We start from the raw sequence: 16,912 nt of genomic DNA on the forward strand, positions 1-16,912 counted from the left end.
GCCGGCGCGTCAGTGGGCGGGGCGCATCTTGCGCACTTGTTCGTCCTGCGGCTGCAGGCGCGCGCCGTCGATATAGGCGAAGTCCTTCATGATGCCCTTGCCGTCTTCCACGGCGGTGACGCCGACGTACACGCCCATGGTCGACTGGTGGTCGATCTTGCGGTACTGGATGGGGCCGTAGGGGGTATCCACCTTCAGGCCGGCGAAGGCGTCGACGAGCTTTTCGGTGTCGACCTGGCCCGCGGCCTTCAGGCCCTGGGCGATCGACATGAGCGAGGCGTAGCCGACCACCGAGCCGACCTTGGGCGTTTCGTTGTAGCGCTTGCGGTAGGCCTCGACGAAGGTCTTGTTGGCCGGGGTGTCGATGGCGTACCAGGGGTAGCCGGTGACGATCCAGCCGGTAGGCGTGTCGGCGCCCAGGGGTTCCAGGTATTCGGGTTCGCCGGACAGCACCGAGACCACGGCGCGATTCTCGAACAGGCCGCGGGTGTTGCCTTCGCGCACGAAGCGCGTGAGGTCGGCGGCGAACAGCACGTTGAAGATCGCGTCCGGCTTGGCGTCGGCCAGCGCCTGCACCACGGCGCCCGCGTCCACCTTGCCCAGCGGCACGGCCTGCTCGGCGACGAATTCGACGTCGGACTGGAACGACTTCATCATGGCCTTGAAGGTGGCCACGGCGGATTGTCCGTATTCGTAGTTGGGGTAGACGATGGCCCAGCGCTTCTTGCGCAGCGCCAGCGCCTTGGGCGCCAGGGCCGCCACGTGCATCCAGGTGGATGGCCGCAGGCGATACGTATAGCGGTTGCCTTCCTGCCAGGTGATCTTGTCCGTCAGCGGCTCGGCGGCCAGGAAGAACACCTGCTGCTGCTTGGCGAAGTCGGTCAGGGCCAGTCCGGTGTTGGACAAAAAGCCGCCGAACAGCAGGTCCACCTTTTCGCGCGCCAGCAGTTCTTGCGCCGCGCGTACCGAGTCGCCCGGATTGCCGTTGTCATCGCGCGAGATCACTTCCAGTTTGCGGCCCAGCACGCCGCCTGCCGCGTTGACCTCTTCCACGGCCAGCTGCCAGCCCTTTTTGTAGGGGCCCAGGAAGGCGGGGATGGCCTTGTAGCTATTGATCTCGCCGATGCGGATCGGCGGTTCCGTGTCTTTGGCGGACGCGACCGGAGTCAGCGCCAGGGCCAGGAGCGCGGGGGCAAGCGCGCGGCGCAGCAGGGTCAGGCAGGGACGGAGCATGGCGGGTATCGCAGGCTGGAGGGCTTGAATGAAGCCGCGCTGGGCAGGGTGACGATGGCCGGCGCGGGGTCGGTTTCGGCCCAATTGAAGCATGGGCGACGCCGCTCGCCAAGGAAAACGGGCCATCCTGGGAAAAACGCCAAGGGGGCGCCGCGCCAGGCGCCAATGAAAAAGGCCCTGCGATGCAGGGCCTTTTCGACTTACGGAATACCGGCTGAATTACTTCAGCTTGGTTTCCTTGTAGTCCACGTGCTTGCGAGCGACCGGATCAAATTTCTTGATCAGCATCTTCTCGGGCATGTTGCGCTTGTTCTTGGTGGTCGTGTAGAAATGACCCGTGCCGGCAGTCGACTCGAGCTTGATCTTTTCGCGGATACCTTTGGCCATGTCGTGCTCCTAGTATGTCAGATTGGCGGGGGGCCGATTAGGCCAGTTCGCCGCGGGCACGCATGTCGGCCAGCACGGCGTCGATGCCGTTCTTGTCGATCGTGCGAATGGCCTTGGCCGAGACGCGCAGACGCACCCAGCGGTTTTCGCTTTCAACCCAGAACCGGCGCGATTGCAGGTTGGGCAGGAAGCGACGCTTGGTCTTGTTGTTCGCGTGCGAAACATTGTTGCCCACCATCGGGCCTTTGCCGGTCACTTGGCATACGCGTGCCATGGATGCACCTCTTTATGTCGTTCTTGCGCGCATCGCCGGGGGGGTAGACAGGGTTTCAGCCGCCGGGCTGTGGACGCTGCATGCTGCAGCATTCTGCCGGCCACCCAGTCTTAGTGGATGAGGGGGAATCTGGAAAACCGGGATTTCGCCCAGTGCCTGGGATTCCGCCCAGTGCTTATACCCGCTGCCTGCCATCCGCCTGCACAAAACGCGGTTTGGGGGTCAGAGTGTTGAACTACAAAGCATAGTAGTCCAGCACGGGAAACTTCATGTGAAGACGTAGATTCTAATACGAAAAAGCCAAACAAATCAAGCGGTAGGGCTAGGCGGTGTGCGATTGCGCCACGCGGCCGGAAATCCAGGACAGGCAGGCGCAGGTCGCCAAGGTGGTCGTCAGGGGCAGCGCGCTGTCGGTCTGCCAGGCGCTGACGGCAAAGCCCGCCAGGGCGCCGCAGGACAGTTGAAGCGTCCCCAATAGCGCCGATGCGGCGCCCAGGCGCTTGCCCTGGTCCGACAGCGCCAGCGCCGCCGAATTGGGATTGACGAAGCCCTGGCTGCCCATATAGCAGATCAGGCAGGCCATCAGCAGCGGCAGCGTCATCCAGCCGACCAGGGTCAGGCCGACCGCAGCCAGGCTGGCCGCGGCCAGCGTGGTCAGGGCGCGGCGCTGCAATTGGCGCGGGGTGTGGGTGCGCAGCAAGCGCGCGCTGATCTGCGAGCAGATGATGAGCGACAGCGCGTTGGTGCCGAACAGCAGGCCGTAGTACTTGGGATCGACGCCGTAGAGTTCGATGAAGACGCGCGGCGAGCCGATGATGTAGGCGAACATGCCGGCCTGGCCGAAGCCGCCGGCCAGGCTGTGCGACATGAAGCCGCGGTGGGCGAACAGCGACCGGTAGTTATGCAGGATGGTCTGCCAGCGCAGCGGCACGACGCGTTCAGGGGCCAGCGATTCCTTCATGATGAGGGTCACGGCAGTCATGAGCATGGCGCCGCCGGCCAGCATGACCCAGAACAGGCTGCGCCAGCTGGTGATGGCCAGCAGTTGACCGCCCGCCAGGGGCGCCAGGATGGGGGCCAGGCCCATGATGAGCATCAGCAGCGACATCGCGCGCGCCGCCTCGTGGGTTTCGTAGTGGTCGCGAATGACCGCGCGCGGAATGACGATGCCGGCCGCGCCGCCCATCGCCTGCACCACGCGCCAGCCGGTCAGCGCTTCGACCGAGCCGGCCAGGGCGCAGCCCAGCGACGCAATCATGAACAGCGCCAGGCCCACCATCAGCGGCGGTTTGCGGCCAAAGCGGTCGGCCATGGGGCCGTAGAACACCTGCGCCAGCGCCAGGCCGATCAGGTAGGCGGCCAGCGTGCGTTCGACATCGCCACGCGGCACCCCCAGGTTCGCCGCGATCGTGGGGAACGCCGGCAGGTACATGTCGATGGCGAAGGGACCGATTGCCGTCAGGGCGCCCATGAGAATGAGCCAGCCCGGCAGGGAGCCGCGGGATGAGAGTGTTGGGGGCATGTGGATCGCGAAGGGTCGCGCGGGGAACACGGCGCGAGGGACAGGGCGCGTCGGGCTTTATTGCACGATTTGCGCCAAGCCAACGACTGTATCACGGGGCACCTTACACGCAAATTGCAATAGATTTCCGATACAGTTCGACGTGTCCGTACGTATTTCAGAGGAGATGCTGTGAGTCCTTTGTTGTCTGTTGTGGAACGCAAGCTCCAGGCCTTGCCCGTGACCGTTCAGCTGGTGCTGCCCGACGGCACCGTGGTGGGGCCGCCGGACCCGCAGGTCCGATTCGTCACGCATGACAAGACGGCGCTGGCCCATCTGGCCGAAGGCGCGGTGGGCGTGCTGGGGCAGGATTACGTCGAAGGCCGCATCGATATCGAAGGTTCGATGCGCAACGTGATGGCGGCGGCGTCGGCGATGCTGCCGGGGTCGCCGGTGGATGCGGCGCGCGGCGGCTGGCTGACGGAACTGGTGCGCAAGGTGATGTCGGTGTGGCGCCATTCGGTCGAGCGCGACGCGCGCCAGATCGAGTTTCACTACGATCTTTCCGACGATTTCTACGCTTTGTGGTTGGACCCGCGCCGGGTCTATTCCTGCGCCTACTACCGCACGGCGGACATGAACCTGGCCCAGGCGCAAGAGGCCAAGCTCGACCACATCTGCCGCAAGCTGCGCCTGCAGCCGGGCGAGCGTTTCCTGGATGTGGGCGCCGGCTGGGGCGGGCTGCTGCTGTGGGCGGCCGAACATTACGGCGTGGATGCCACGGGCATCACGCTGTCGCGCAACCAGCACGCCCACGTGACCAAGCTGATCCAGGACAAGGGCCTGTCGGGCCGGGTGCGGATGGAACTGCTGGACTACCGCAAGCTGGACGAGGCGGCGCCGTTCGACAAGATTGCGTCGGTGGGCATGTTCGAGCACGTCGGCCGAGCCCAGCTGGAAAGCTATTTCGCCAAGCTGCGCCGCCTGCTCAAGCCGGGCGGGCTGATCATGAACCATGGCATCACCGCGGCCGGCGTCTACAACGCCGAGCTGGGCAACGGCATGGGCGAGTTCATCGAAAAGTACATTTTCCCGGGTGGCGAGCTGACGCACATCAGCGTGGTCATGGAAGCCATGACCAACGGCGGCCTGGAAGAGGTGGACGTGGAAAACCTGCGGCCGCACTACGCCCGCACGCTGTGGGCCTGGAGCGATGCGCTGGAAGCGCGCCTGCCCGAGGCCGCGCAGATCCTGAGCGGCGAGCAGGGCGCGCGTTCGCTGCGCGCCTACCGGCTGTACCTGGCCGGTTGCGCCATGGCGTTCGAGCATGGGTGGATCGCGCTGCACCAGATATTGGGTCAGCCGCCCGCGGGCGGACGGTCTGACGAACTGGACAACCCGGCCGACCTGGCCTACCCGTGGCGCCGCGACTATATGTACCGCAGCGAGGGCGGACAAAAGGCCTGAACCGCCGGTGTCGGGGCAGCGTCCGCGCCTCGATCCGTTGGCTTTCGAGGCCGGATTCGATCACGTTATTGATCGAATCCGGCCCGATTTGAAGGCTGATTTGATGCTGAATATGAGCTGAATCTGGCGTGTTTTGGGCCCGATCCGAGCACGATCCAGGGGCAATTCCGGCCCGGATTTGTCCCTCAAATGTATTTATACGAACAAAACATTAACTAAATGTATCTGCATTTTCGACAGGCGATTCCCCAGGGAAAAACGAGGAATCGCCTCTTGGGAATCCGGGTTGTCCCGCACGTTTTTTGCCCGGAATGTATCCGTTTCATTCAGGCTTGGGGTTGGGTCATGCATCAATTTCGTTTAAGATGCTGCCTTCTTCTTTCAGTTTGTTCACTTTCTGTGGGTTCTCGAAAACTCCGTTTTTGAGACTCCTGTCTTGCAAGACCCCGCACCCTGCGGATCCTCTTGTTGCTAGTGTCGGTTTGTATTGGCGGTTCTGCCCGTCTTCCGCACAACCCCCTTAGCTCCATGGCACGGCTGGTTTTCGCGCCGTCGTGTCCCTGAACCTATGGAGGCAAAAGCCAATGCGTTTCACCCCCGTCAAGACCCTGGCCGCCGCGGCCGTCTTGCTCGCCTTTGCTGGCACGGCCCAAGCCGCCGATGCCCCGCAATGCGAACTCAAGCGTCCGATCAACTTCGGCGCCATGAATTGGGAATCCAACCTGATTCTGGTCGATGTTGAACGATTCATCATGGAAAAGGGCTACGGTTGCAAAACCGAAACCCTGCCCACCGAGACCTTGCCCGCCCTGGCCGCGCTCGAGCGCGGCGACCTGGATATCAATACCGAGATCTGGCTGAACAGCGTTGCCGAACCCTGGGAGCGCGCTGAAAAGACCGGCCGCGTCAAGCGGATCGGTGACCTCTACATGGGCGGCGAGGCCTGGTACATCCCCCGCTACACGGCCGAGCGCCTGCCCGAACTGAAGTCCGCGGCCGACCTGCCGAAGTTCAAGGACAAGTTCAAGGACCCCGAGGAACCCGGCAAGGGCCGTTTCTACGGCTGCCCGGCGGGCTGGGGCTGCGAAGTCGCCAGCACCAACCTGTTCCATGCCTTGAAGCTGGATGATTCGTTCACGCTGTACTCGCCCGGCACGGGCGCGGCGCAGAAGGCGGCCCTGATGTCGGCCTACAAGCGCAAGCAGAACGTGGTGTTCTATTACTGGTCGCCCACGCCGCTGGTGGGCGCGATGGACCTGGTCAAGCTGGACCTGCCGCCCTTCGACGCCGAAAAGCACAAGTGCCTGACGTCGCCCAAGTGCGCCAAGCCCGAGCCCAGCGCCTATCCCGACAACCCCGTCTTCACGGCCGTGAACACCAAGTTCTCGCAGGAAGCGCCGGTGCTGACCGAATTCCTGTCCAAGGTCTCGGTGCCGCTGCCCGTGATGACCGAAACCCTGGCCCACATGGAAGAGTCCGGTGACGACGCTGCCGCCGTGGCCAAGTGGTTCCTGAAGACCAAGCCCGACGTCTGGAACAAGTGGGTTCCCGCTGACGTCGCCGGGCGCGTGCAAAGCGCGCTGTAACCGCCCGCCGCCATCCTCGGCGGCGCAGCCGCCCGGGCATCCTCCGCCCGGGCGCGCCGCCAGTTGGACTTTTTCCCCTTGGGATGCCCCCAAGGGGAAAAAGCCCTTCGGCCGGCACAGGGCCCGCATGCGCGGGCAATGCGCAGGAGCATTTTCTCCTGCGCCAGCGGCGCGCCCTTGCGGCGTACGCGCTGAAATGGAGTCGAAAGCATGTTTCCTGAAATTATTCCTGCCCGCCAAGTGCGGGGAGCCATCGACGGTTTCGTCGATCATCTCGTCACCAACTACGCCGACACGCTGGAAACGCTGTCGCAGCCCGTGCTGCACGCGCTGGTCTGGCTGGAGCAGCTGCTGCGCAGCTCGCCCTGGTGGGCGGTCGTGGCCGTCACTGTCGTCATCGCCTGGCTGGTCAGCCGCCGTATCGTGCTGAGCCTGGCCATGGGCGCGCTGCTGTGCGTCATCGGCGTGCTGGGCCTGTGGGACGCCGGCATGCAGACGCTGGCGCTGATGATCATGGCGGCCGGCCTGTCGGTCGTGATCGGCATTCCGCTGGGGGTGCTGATGGCACGCGTGAACTGGCTGCGTTCGATCATGCTGCCGGTGCTGGACGTGATGCAGACCATGCCCAGTTTCGTGTACCTGATCCCCGTGGTGATGCTGTTCGGCCTGGGCAAGATTCCCGCCATCATCGCCACCGTGATCTACGCCGTGCCGCCGCTGATCCGCCTGACCGACCTGGGCATCCGCCTGGTCGACCGCGAAGTGCTGGAAGCCTCGCGCGCCTTCGGCGCCAATCCGCGCCAGCAGCTGTTCGGCGTGCAGCTGCCGCTGGCCCTGCCCAACATCATGGCGGGCATCAACCAGACCACGATGATGGCGCTGTCCATGGTGGTGATCGCCTCGATGATCGGCGCGCGCGGCCTGGGCTATGAAGTCTTGCTGGGTATCAACCGTCTGGAGGTGGGCCGCGGCCTGCTGGCCGGACTGGGCATCGTGGTGCTGGCCGTGCTGTTCGACCGGATCACGCAATCGTATGGACAGCGCATGCGCATGGGAGGCCAGCGATGAGCAAGATCGAAGTCAAGAACATCTACAAGATTTTTGGACCGAATCCGAAGAAGTGGCTGAAGGCCGCCCAGGACGGCATGACCAAGGAAGCGCTGCTGGCCGAAAGCGGCCACACGCTGGGCCTGCGCGACATCAGCCTGTCGATCGACGAAGGCAGCATCTACGTCATCATGGGCCTGTCGGGCTCGGGCAAGTCGACGCTGATCCGCCACTTCAATCGCCTGATCGAGCCCAGCGCGGGCCACATCCTGGTCGATGGCGTGGACGTGGTGAGCCTGAACAAGCGTGACCTGGAGACCTTCCGCCAGAAGAAGATGAGCATGGTGTTCCAGCGCTTCGGCCTGTTTCCGCACCGCACCGTGCTGGACAACGCCGCGTACGGCCTGACCGTGCAGGGCGTGGGCCGCGCCGAACGCGAAAAGCGCGCTCGTGAATGGCTGGACCAGGTGGGCCTGTCGGGCTTCGAGCAGCAGTATCCGCACCAACTGTCGGGCGGTATGCAGCAGCGCGTGGGCCTGGCGCGCGCGCTGGCCACCGATGCCGAAATCCTCCTGATGGACGAAGCCTTCTCGGCGCTGGACCCGCTGATCCGCCGCGAGATGCAGGACCAGCTGCTGCAGCTGCAATCCAAGCTGAACAAGACCATCGTCTTCATCACGCATGACCTGGACGAGGCCCTGCGCCTGGGCAACCGCATCGCCATCCTGAAAGACGGCGAACTGGTGCAGGAAGGCACGCCGGAAGACATTCTGCTGAACCCGGCCAACGATTACGTGCAGTCGTTCCTGCAGGACGTGAACCGCACCAAGGTGCTGAACGCGACCCACGCGGTGAACCCGGCGCGCCTGACGCTGACCATGCGTTCGCGTCCCGCGCATGCCGTGGATCGCATGCGCGCGCTGAACTATGAATACGCGCCGGTGCTGGACGGCAAGCGCCTGGCCGGCGTGCTGACCCTGGTGGCGGCCGAACAGGCCGTGCGCGAAGGCGGACGCGACGTGTCGCGCTTTGTCGAGGACCTGGCGTCGGTGCCGGCCACGGCCGGGCTGGGCGAGGTGCTGGCGCAATTGGTGCACAGCGACCAGCCGGTGGCGGTGACGGGCGAGAACGACGAGTTCCTGGGCATGCTGTCGCGCAAGAAGGTGGTGGAGCTGGTGACGCCGGTGCTGGCGGAATCGTCCACCGAGGCGGCAGGCGACGCGGCGCAAGCCAGTGGCACGGGTCAACCCGGCTCGGGCGAACCGGCCTCGGGCCAGACCGTGGCAGGCGAGGGCGCGGCCAACGCTGCGCCGGCTGCCGACGGCACGCCCGCCAAGGCTGAGCTGGAAGGCCAGCCCCAGCCGGCCAAGCGGGGCGAAGCCGCCTGACGGCGTGGCGGCCGGCGATCCGGCGGCCGGCGACCCGGCGGCCGCTTGCCGCGCGCCAGGGCTTGCCCTGGCGCCGGCTCCGGATATGATGGCTGGCCGGCACGGATCGCCGGTTCGTCCCTATTCGGAACATCGGAACCCGTCATGCCTATTTTGAATGTCCAGATCATGCAGGGCCACTCGGCCGCCCAGAAGACCGCCTTGCTGAAGGCGGCCTCGCAGGCGGTAGTGGAAAGCATTGCCGCGCCGCTCGCCAGCGTGCGCATCGTCTTGCAGGAAGTGCCGGCCGAACACGTGATCGTGGCCGGCGAGATCGGCAAGGCCATGGCCCGCGTGGACGCCGCGCTGATCGAAGGGCGCGACGAGGCCAAGAAATCCGCCCTGATCGCGGCGCTGAACCAGGCCGTGTGCGACAGCATCGGCATTTCGGGCGAAGACGTGCGCGTGCTGATCCGCGACGTGCCCAAGACCGACATGGGCGTGGCCAACGGCCTGAGCGCCAAGGCTGCCGGCCGCTAAAGCCCAGGGCGCCGGTCCGGGCAGGCTCCGGCGCCGGACCGGCGGTATCTTGCCGGGCGTCTGCGCCCGACCCGATCGCCCGCCATTGCCCAGTGCTTCAATCCAGCTTGACGCCGGCCTCCTTGATGACCGCGCCCCAGCGCTGGATTTCGCTCTTGATATAGGCGCCGTATTCCTCGGGCGTCGACCCCAGGGCCTGCGCGCCCTGTACCTTCAACTGCTTCTGCATCTGTTCCGACTGCAACGCGCGGCGGATTTCGGCGTTCAGTTTCTGCACCACCGCGTCTGGCGTGCCGGCCGGCACCACCACGCCTTGCCAGGCCCCCATCTCGAACCCGGGCGCCACCGTTTCCGCCACCGTGGGCACATCGGGCAACTGCTCGCTGCGCGTGCGGCTGGTGACGGCCAGCGCCCGCAGCTTGCCTTCGCGGATGAAGCCCAGCGAATCATTCAACGTATTGGTCATCAACTGCACCTGGCCGCCGACCAGATCGGTCATGGCCGGCGCGCTGCCGCGGTACGGCACGTGCACGGCATCGATCTGCAGCGAACGTAGCAGCAGCAGGGCGCCCAGGTGCGTGACGTTGCCCGCGCCCGCCGAGCCATAGGAGAGCTTGCCTGGATGCTGGCGCGCGTAGTCCACGAAGCCTTGCGCATCCTTGGCGGGCACCGACGGGTGCACCAGCAACACCAGCGGAATCACGGCGGTGGACGAAACCGGCGTGAAATCCTTGACCGGATCGAACGCCAGCGAGCGGTACAGGTTGGGGCTGAGCGCGATGGACGAGGTGTTGTACAGCACGGTATAGCCGTCGGGCTTGGCGGCGGCCGCGTACTGCATGCCGATGTTGCCGTTGGCGCCGCCCTTGTTTTCCACCACCACAGTCTGGCCCAGTTGGTCGGTCAACTGCTTGGCCAGCACCCGCGCGACCAGGTCGGTGGGGCCGCCGGGCGGGAAGGGCACCACCATCGTGATGGGACGTTCGGGCCAGGCGGCCTGGGCGGCGGGGGCGCCGGCCAGCGCCAGGGCGGCCAGCAAGGCCGCGCGCAATGCGTGCTTCATGGTTGTCTCCTTGTGCTTTTCTTGGAATGAGGCCGTTGCCCGCGGCATGCCGCGTGGCGGGGCCTCAGCGCGGCAGCGTCCTCTGGGTGGGGCGCTTGTCCGCTGGGTGCCGGAAAAATGGGCGTTTCAGCCCGGCGTCTGATCCGGCCGGCCCGCCAGCATGCGCGTGGCGGTGTAGGTCATGACGGCCTTGCCGTGCTGGTTATAGACATCGATGGTGGACGAGACGACCGCGCGGTTGTGCTGCGAGGTCGGGCGCACGCCAGTCACTTCGATCTCGGCCCAGACGGTGTCGCCGGCCACGACCGGCGCCAACATCTTCTTGTTCACCTCCAGCAGCGCCAGCCCGGTGCCCTGCACCATGCCCTGCATGATCAGGCCTTCGATCAGGCCGTAGGTCAGCGCGCCGGGCGCGGGGCGGCCCTGGATGGCGCCGTGCGCATAGGTGGCGTCGATGAAGATCGTTTCCAGCATGCCGGTGACGCTGATGAAGTTGACGATATCGGTCTCGGTGACGGTGCGGCGGAAAGTGCGAAAGCGCTGGCCGACGGTCAGGTCCTGCCAGTAGAAGCCCTGGCCGAGCTGGGCGGGGGCGTTGCGGTCTGCGTTCATGCGGGGTCCTTGATGGAAGCGGAGTCGGAAGACGTGTCGGCCTGCTGCGCGGCGCCGCTGTGCAGCAGGGCGTCGATGCCGGCGTCGTCCAGGCCGGCCTGGCGCAGCACGTCGCGGGTGTGCTCGCCCAGCCGCGGCGGCATGGAGGGCGGCACCTCTGAACGTTGCAGCCGCACGGGGTTGCGGGTGAAGCGATAGCCGCTGCCGGATGCGCTTTGCAGCGGCTGGAAGAAATCCACGCTGCGCAGGTGCGGATCGTTTTCCAGGTCTTCCAGGCGATTGACGGGAGCGGCGGGAATTTCCAGCTGTTCGCACAGCGCCAGCCAATGGGCCGTGGGGTGCGCGGCCACGATGCCGGCCAGCAATTCGTACAGGGTTCCGATGTGGCGGGTGCGCGAGGTGATGTCGGCAAAGCGCGGGTCGTCGGCCAGGTCAGGGTGGCCGGTGGCGACAAACAGGTTGCGCCAATGGGCGTCGGTGTAGGGCATCAGGCAGACGTCGCCGTCGGCCGTGCGGCAGGGCTTGCGCCAGGGCGTCAGCACGCGCGGATAGCCGGGGTGGCCGTCGGGCGTATCGGCCAGGTGGCGGCCGTAGTAATGCTCGACCAGCACGTACGACGCCATGGTCTCGAACATGGGTACTTCCAGCTGCTGGCCCTGGCCGGTGCGTTCGCGCTGGAACAGCGCGGCCAGGATGGCGTGCGCGGCGACCAGGCCGCAGGTCTTGTCGGCGGCCACCGTGGGCAGGTAGCGCGGCGTGCCGGTCTGGCGGTCGGCCAGGTCGGCAAAGCCCGCCAGGCCCTGGATGATGTCGTCGTAGGCGGGCCGGCCATCGTAGGCGCCGCCCGCGCCAAAGCCGTACAGGCCCGCATACACCAGCCGCGGATTGCGGGCGCACAGCGTGGCCGGGTCCAGGCCCAGCGCGGCCATCTTGGCCGGCCGCATGCTGTGCATCAGCACGTCGGCCTGGTCCACCAGCGTCAGCAGGGCCTGGCGCGCGGCGTCCTGCTTCAGGTCCAGCACCACGCTGCGCTTGTTGCGGTTCAGGCCCAGGAAGATGGCGGCCAGGCCGGGTTCCTGCGCGGGGCCGGTGCGGCGGGTGGAATCGCCGCCCGGCGCCTCCACCTTGATGACGTCGGCGCCGTAGTCGGCCAGGATCTGCGAGGCGTACGGACCGAACACGACCGACGTCAGGTCCAGCACACGCACGCCGCCCAGCGCGGCGGCGTGGGCAAGGGAGGGGGAAGGGGAGGTCATGGCGGGAATCCTATCGGCGCGGCGTATACGCGTCTAATATGGCTTCGGTATTGCTTGATATGGAATCCGTTATGGCTATCGATCTACGGCAGTTGCGCCAGTTCGTCACCATTGCCGAACTGGGCAGCTACCGCCGCGCCGCCGACGCGCTGCACATCGCGCAGCCCGCGCTGTCGGTGTCGATCCAGAAACTCGAACATGCGGTGGGCGTGCCGCTGCTGGTGCGCGGCGCCAAGGGCGTGACGCTGACGCCCGCGGGCGATGCCCTGATGGCCGATGCCCGCCGCGCGCTGTTCCACACCGACCAGGCGCGCCAGGCGGCGCGCCGCGTGGCGCTGGGCGAGTGGGGCACGTTGCGCCTGGGCTTTGTCGGGTCGGCCACCTACATGCTGCTGCCGCGCTGCCTGCCGGCGTTTCGCGCGCAGTATCCCGACGTGCAGCTGGAACTGCGCGAAGACAGCACGGTGGGGCTGGCGGCAATGCTGCGCGCCAATGAGATCGACGCCGGCCTGGTGCGCGGCCCGCTGGCCGAGGGCACGGCGCTGGAATCCTGGGTGGTCGAGCGCGACGACCTGATCCTGGCGGTGCCGGCAGGGCATCCGCTGGCGGGCGGTGGGGCGGTCGACCTGGCTCGCGCGCGCGGTGAAAGCTTCGTGACGTATGCGCCGGCCAAGGTGCCGGGGCTGCACGGCGTGACGCAGGCGCTGTGCCGCAAGGCCGGCTTTTCACCACATATCAGCCAGGAGGCGATCCAGGTGCAGACGCTGGTCAGCCTGGTGGCCAGCGGCATGGGCCTGGCGCTGGTGCCGGGCGTGACGCGGGCCTATTCCACGCCGCACGTGGCGTTCGTGGCGCTGACGGATACGGAGGCGCGCAATGCGTTGTCGCTGTCGCTGGTGACGCATCGGGGCACCTCGTGCGCGTCGGTGCTGCGGTTGCGCGACAGCATGCTGGGGCAGGCCGCGTAAGGCGTCAGGCCGCTTCCTTGTCGAACAGCGCTTCACGCAGGAACGGCAGCGCATCCAGGCCGCTGGCCAGGGCCTGCGTGCCGATACGCTCGTGCCAGTACGACTCGGTGCCTGCCGCGAGGCGCCATTCGCGCAGCCGCCGCGTATACAGCTGCAGGTCGCATTCGTCGGTGATGCCGATGGCGCCGTGCACCGCATGCGCGATGTCGGCCACCCGCGCGACCGCCTGGCTGGCGCGGGCCTTGCCCAGCGCGGCCAGCAGCGGCTGCGGCAGGCCGCGGCGGGCAAGGCCCTGGAAGGCCAGTTGCGCCGCCATGCGCGCCGCCCAGACCTGCTCGGCCATGACACTGATCTGCTGCTGCACGGCCTGGAAGCGGCCGATGGGCTTGCCGAACTGGCTGCGCGTATTGGCGTAGTCCAGCGTCATCGCCAACACCCGGTCCATGGCGCCGGCGATCAAGCCGGCACAGGCCGTGGCGGCCAGGGTTTCCAATGCGGGCAGGCCGGCGGGCGCGTCGATGCGTTCGCCGTCGTCCAGCGACCAGCGCGCGGGGGCGGCCAGGCTGCCATGCACGCCGTCGGCAGCGATTGCGGCCCGGGCCACCGGCAAAAGCCAGGCCTGGCCGTCGATATGCGCCAGCACGGCATCGGCGCCGCGCACCCAGGGCACCTGGATGCCGGCGACCTCGCGGCCTTGCAAGGTCCAGCCATGCGGCGCCAGCGCGATCGATCCGCGCGATTGCGCGGCGCCCGCCTGCGCCAGCCAGGCGCGCGCCAGCATCGTGTCGACGATGGGGTAGGGGCACAGGTGACGGCCGGCGGCGGTGGCCAGCGGCAGGGCATCGGCCAGCGCCAGCCCCGCGCCGCCCTGCGCCTCGGGCACCAGCGCATCGGCAAAGCCGGCGGCCTCGCAGGCCTGCCAGGCGTCGGCGGGCGCCTGGCCCTGTTCGGCGCGGCGGATCAGGTCGGGGGGGCAGGTCTGGGCGAACAGGCGTTCGGCGGCGTCGCCAAAGAGGGAATCCATGGGGTGTCCTTATCGAAGGCCGAGGCCGCGCGCGATGATGCCGCGCAGGATTTCGCGGGTGCCGCCGCGCAGCGAAAACGTGGGCGCGGCCTGCTCCAGGTAGGCCAGCGTGCGTAAGAGCGGCGCGGGCGGCGGGCGGTCGGGGCGCCGGCCCAGCGCGTCGGCAATGAGGCGCGGAATGTCCTGTTCCAGCTCGGTGCCCAGGTCCTTCACCAGCGCCGCTTCGATGGCGGGGCTTTGGCCCGCGGCCAGCTTGCCCGCCACGGCCAGCGACATCGCGCGCAGCGCCGCCATCTGCGACAGCACGGACCCCAGCAGCGCGGCGTCGGGGCCGTCCGTGCTGCCCTCGCCGCGGCAGTGCGCCAGCCAGCATTGCAGCAGCGCGATGCTGGAATACAGGCGTTCGGGTCCGCTGCGTTCGAACGCCAGTTCGGCGTTGACCTGGGCCCAGCCCGCGCCTTCCTCGCCGATCAGCGCGTCGGGCGCCAGTTCGACGTTGTCGAAGAACACTTCCGAGAAATGCGCGTCGCCGGCCAGGTCGCGGATGGGACGGATGGTGATGCCCGGCAATGACAGGTCGATGATGAGCTGCGACAGGCCCTGGTGCCGATCTTCCGACGTGCCAGACGTGCGCACCAGCGCGATCATGTAGTGCGAGCGGTGCGCTTTGGTGGTCCAGACCTTGCTGCCGTTCAGGCGCCAGCCGCCGGCCACCGGTTCGGCCCGGGAGCGGATGCTGGCCAGGTCCGAGCCCGAGCCGGGTTCGCTCATGCCGATGCAGAAAAAGGCCTCGGCGCGGCAGATACGCGGCAGGTAGAAGGCTTTCTGCGCCGCCGTGCCCAGCTTGAGAATCAGCGGCGCGCTCTGGCGGTCCGCGATCCAGTGCGCCGATACCGGTGCGCCCGCACCCAGCAGTTCTTCAGACAGCACGAAGCGTGCGAAATGGCCGCGCGCCGCGCCGCCATATTCGCGCGGCAGGGTCAGGCCCAGCCAGCCGCGTTCGGCCAGCTGGCGGCTGAAGCCCGCGTCATACCCCATCCAGGAGCGGGCCCGCTGGTCCGGCGCCAGGCCGTCCAGGGCCTCGGCCAGGAAGGCGCGCACCTCGGCGCGCAGCGCTTCGTCTTGCGGGGGAATGGCGGTCAGGTCCAGCGTATCGATCATGGGGCGGGGTCCGGGTCGGGCGGGCGCCGGGCAGGCGCGGCGAGAGGCCACTATCTGCGAGCGGCGCGAGGCGTGTCCAATATTTTTTTCCAGGCGGGCGATATGAATCAGCGATCGCTGGATGTCTGTCCGATAACCGATCGGGGGGCCGGCAGTGCCCGGTAAGGCCCCCGGCCCCGCGGGTATGATGGAACGCATTACAAGGAGGAAACACCATGAATGAAGTCATCGTCGCGTCTGCCGTCCGTACCGCCATCGGCGATTTCGGCGGGGCGCTCAAAGACGTGCCGCCCTGCGACCTGGGCGCCACCGTCATCCGCGCGGCGCTCGAGCGCGCCGGGGTTTCGGGCGACGAAATCGGCCACGTTGCCGTGGGCCACGTCATCAATACCGAACCGCGCGACATGTACCTGTCGCGCGTGGCCGCGATGAACGCGGGCATCGCCAAGGAAACGCCGGCCTTCAACGTCAACCGCCTGTGCGGTTCGGGCCTGCAGGCCATCGTGTCGGCAGCGCAGACCATCCTGCTGGGCGATGCCGAGATCGCCATCGGCGCGGGCGCCGAAAGCATGAGCCGCGCGCCGTACATCGCGCCGGCCCAGCGCTGGGGCGCGCGCATGGGCGACAGCGTCATGCAGGACATGATGACCGGCGCGCTATCGGACCCCTTTGGCCGCATGCACATGGGCGTCACCGCCGAGAACGTGGCCGCCAAGTTCGGCATCAGCCGCCAGGACCAGGACGCGCTGGCCGCCGAATCGCACCGCCGCGCCGCCGCCGCCATCGAGGCCGGCTATTTCCGCGACCAGATCGTGCCGGTGGTGCAAAAGACGCGCAAGGGCGAAGTCGTGTTCGACACCGACGAACACGTGCGCCGCGACGTCACCGCCGACAGCCTGGCGGGCCTGAAGCCGGTGTTCCAGAAAGAAAACGGCACGGTCACGGCCGGCAATGCGTCGGGCCTGAACGACGGCGCCGGCGCCCTGGTGCTGATGAACGCGTCGGTCGCGGCCAAGCGCGGCATCAAGCCGCTGGCCCGCCTGGTGGCCTACGCCCATGCCGGCGTGGACCCCAGCATCATGGGCATCGGCCCGGTGCCGGCCACGCAGGCCGCGCTCAAGCGCGCCGGCCTGACGGTCGACCAACTGGACGTCATCGAAGCCAACGAGGCCTTCGCCGCGCAAGCCTGCGCCGTGAGCCGCGAGCTGAAGCTGGACCCGGCCAAGGTCAACCCCAACGGCAGCGGCATCGGCCTGGGCCACCCCATCGGCGCCACCGGTGCGATCATCACCGTCAAGGCGCTGCACGAGCTGCAACGGGTGCAGGGCCGCTACGCGCTGGTCACCATGTGCATCGGCGGCGGCCAGGGCATCGCCGCGATCTTCGAGCGCATCTGATCGCGCGGCGGGCGGGGCCGGCCCCGCCC

General features: G+C 67.4%; 16 protein-coding genes. 7 read left to right on the forward strand and 9 right to left on the reverse strand.

What is annotated here, in order from left to right:
- Positions 1-9 precede the first annotated feature (9 nt).
- The 4 genes from U858_RS0102565 to U858_RS0102580 all read right to left on the reverse strand — a co-directional run bounded on the left by U858_RS0102565 (position 10) and on the right by U858_RS0102580 (position 3,365).
- Complete coding sequence (locus U858_RS0102565) at positions 10-1,233, reverse strand: ABC transporter substrate-binding protein (RefSeq protein WP_025135629.1); 1,224 nt, start codon at positions 1,231-1,233, stop codon at positions 10-12.
- A gap of 219 nt (positions 1,234-1,452) precedes the next feature.
- Complete coding sequence (gene rpmG / locus U858_RS0102570) at positions 1,453-1,620, reverse strand: 50S ribosomal protein L33 (protein ID WP_003810296.1); 168 nt, start codon at positions 1,618-1,620, stop codon at positions 1,453-1,455.
- A 37-nt stretch (positions 1,621-1,657) separates the two neighbouring features.
- A complete protein-coding gene (gene rpmB / locus U858_RS0102575; RefSeq protein WP_006390601.1) occupies positions 1,658-1,894 on the reverse strand; it encodes a 50S ribosomal protein L28 in 237 nt (78 codons plus the stop codon).
- A gap of 322 nt (positions 1,895-2,216) precedes the next feature.
- Positions 2,217-3,365: a Bcr/CflA family multidrug efflux MFS transporter gene (locus U858_RS0102580; protein ID WP_025135630.1), complete on the reverse strand. Its 1,149-nt coding sequence runs from the start codon at positions 3,363-3,365 to the stop codon at positions 2,217-2,219.
- A 222-nt stretch (positions 3,366-3,587) separates the two neighbouring features.
- Between U858_RS0102580 and U858_RS0102585 the strand changes: the two genes are divergently transcribed.
- The 5 genes from U858_RS0102585 to U858_RS0102605 all read left to right on the forward strand — a co-directional run bounded on the left by U858_RS0102585 (position 3,588) and on the right by U858_RS0102605 (position 9,402).
- Positions 3,588-4,862, forward strand: coding sequence for a class I SAM-dependent methyltransferase (locus U858_RS0102585; RefSeq protein WP_025135631.1), 1,275 nt, complete (start codon positions 3,588-3,590; stop codon positions 4,860-4,862).
- A gap of 584 nt (positions 4,863-5,446) precedes the next feature.
- On the forward strand, positions 5,447-6,448 hold the full coding sequence (locus tag U858_RS0102590; RefSeq protein WP_025135632.1) for an ABC transporter substrate-binding protein: 1,002 nt from the start codon (positions 5,447-5,449) through the stop codon (positions 6,446-6,448).
- 210 nt (positions 6,449-6,658) lie between these two features.
- Positions 6,659-7,516, forward strand: a complete 858-nt coding sequence (locus U858_RS0102595; protein ID WP_025135633.1) for a proline/glycine betaine ABC transporter permease — start codon at positions 6,659-6,661, stop codon at positions 7,514-7,516.
- Positions 7,513-8,883 (forward strand): glycine betaine/L-proline ABC transporter ATP-binding protein, encoded by a 1,371-nt coding sequence (locus tag U858_RS0102600; RefSeq protein ID WP_025135634.1) that lies wholly within the window; start codon positions 7,513-7,515, stop codon positions 8,881-8,883. Before U858_RS0102595 ends, U858_RS0102600 begins: the two co-directional genes overlap by 4 nt.
- 144 nt (positions 8,884-9,027) lie before the next feature.
- Complete coding sequence (locus U858_RS0102605) at positions 9,028-9,402, forward strand: tautomerase family protein (RefSeq protein ID WP_025135635.1); 375 nt, start codon at positions 9,028-9,030, stop codon at positions 9,400-9,402.
- A 97-nt stretch (positions 9,403-9,499) separates the two neighbouring features.
- Here the strand turns inward: U858_RS0102605 and U858_RS0102610 are convergent, their stop codons facing one another.
- From U858_RS0102610 to U858_RS0102620, 3 genes are all read right to left on the reverse strand, one after another.
- Positions 9,500-10,465 carry a tripartite tricarboxylate transporter substrate binding protein gene (locus tag U858_RS0102610; protein ID WP_025135636.1) on the reverse strand — a complete coding sequence of 322 codons (966 nt, stop codon included), beginning with the start codon at positions 10,463-10,465 and terminating at the stop codon, positions 9,500-9,502.
- A gap of 126 nt (positions 10,466-10,591) precedes the next feature.
- Complete coding sequence (locus tag U858_RS0102615) at positions 10,592-11,077, reverse strand: MaoC/PaaZ C-terminal domain-containing protein (protein WP_025135637.1); 486 nt, start codon at positions 11,075-11,077, stop codon at positions 10,592-10,594.
- Positions 11,074-12,333, reverse strand: a complete 1,260-nt coding sequence (locus U858_RS0102620) for a CaiB/BaiF CoA-transferase family protein (protein ID WP_025135638.1) — start codon at positions 12,331-12,333, stop codon at positions 11,074-11,076. The genes U858_RS0102615 and U858_RS0102620 overlap by 4 nt, the downstream gene beginning before the upstream one ends.
- A 71-nt stretch (positions 12,334-12,404) precedes the next feature.
- Between U858_RS0102620 and U858_RS0102625 the strand changes: the two genes are divergently transcribed.
- Positions 12,405-13,301 (forward strand): LysR family transcriptional regulator, encoded by an 897-nt coding sequence (locus U858_RS0102625; RefSeq protein WP_232786476.1) that lies wholly within the window; start codon positions 12,405-12,407, stop codon positions 13,299-13,301.
- A gap of 4 nt (positions 13,302-13,305) precedes the next feature.
- Here U858_RS0102625 and U858_RS0102630 read toward each other — a convergent pair whose 3' ends face one another.
- On the reverse strand, positions 13,306-14,325 hold the full coding sequence (locus U858_RS0102630; RefSeq protein WP_025135640.1) for an acyl-CoA dehydrogenase family protein: 1,020 nt from the start codon (positions 14,323-14,325) through the stop codon (positions 13,306-13,308).
- Between the two features lie 9 nt (positions 14,326-14,334).
- Positions 14,335-15,486: an acyl-CoA dehydrogenase family protein gene (locus U858_RS0102635; protein ID WP_025135641.1), complete on the reverse strand. Its 1,152-nt coding sequence runs from the start codon at positions 15,484-15,486 to the stop codon at positions 14,335-14,337.
- A 215-nt stretch (positions 15,487-15,701) separates the two neighbouring features.
- Here U858_RS0102635 and bktB point away from each other — a divergent pair, with 215 nt between their 5' ends.
- Positions 15,702-16,883: a beta-ketothiolase BktB gene (gene bktB / locus U858_RS0102640; RefSeq protein WP_025135642.1), complete on the forward strand. Its 1,182-nt coding sequence runs from the start codon at positions 15,702-15,704 to the stop codon at positions 16,881-16,883.
- The last annotated feature ends 29 nt before the right edge of the window (positions 16,884-16,912 follow it).

This window comes from Achromobacter sp. DH1f, assembly GCF_000633435.1.
In the GTDB taxonomy this organism is placed as follows: Bacteria; Pseudomonadota; Gammaproteobacteria; order Burkholderiales; family Burkholderiaceae_B; genus Achromobacter; species Achromobacter deleyi.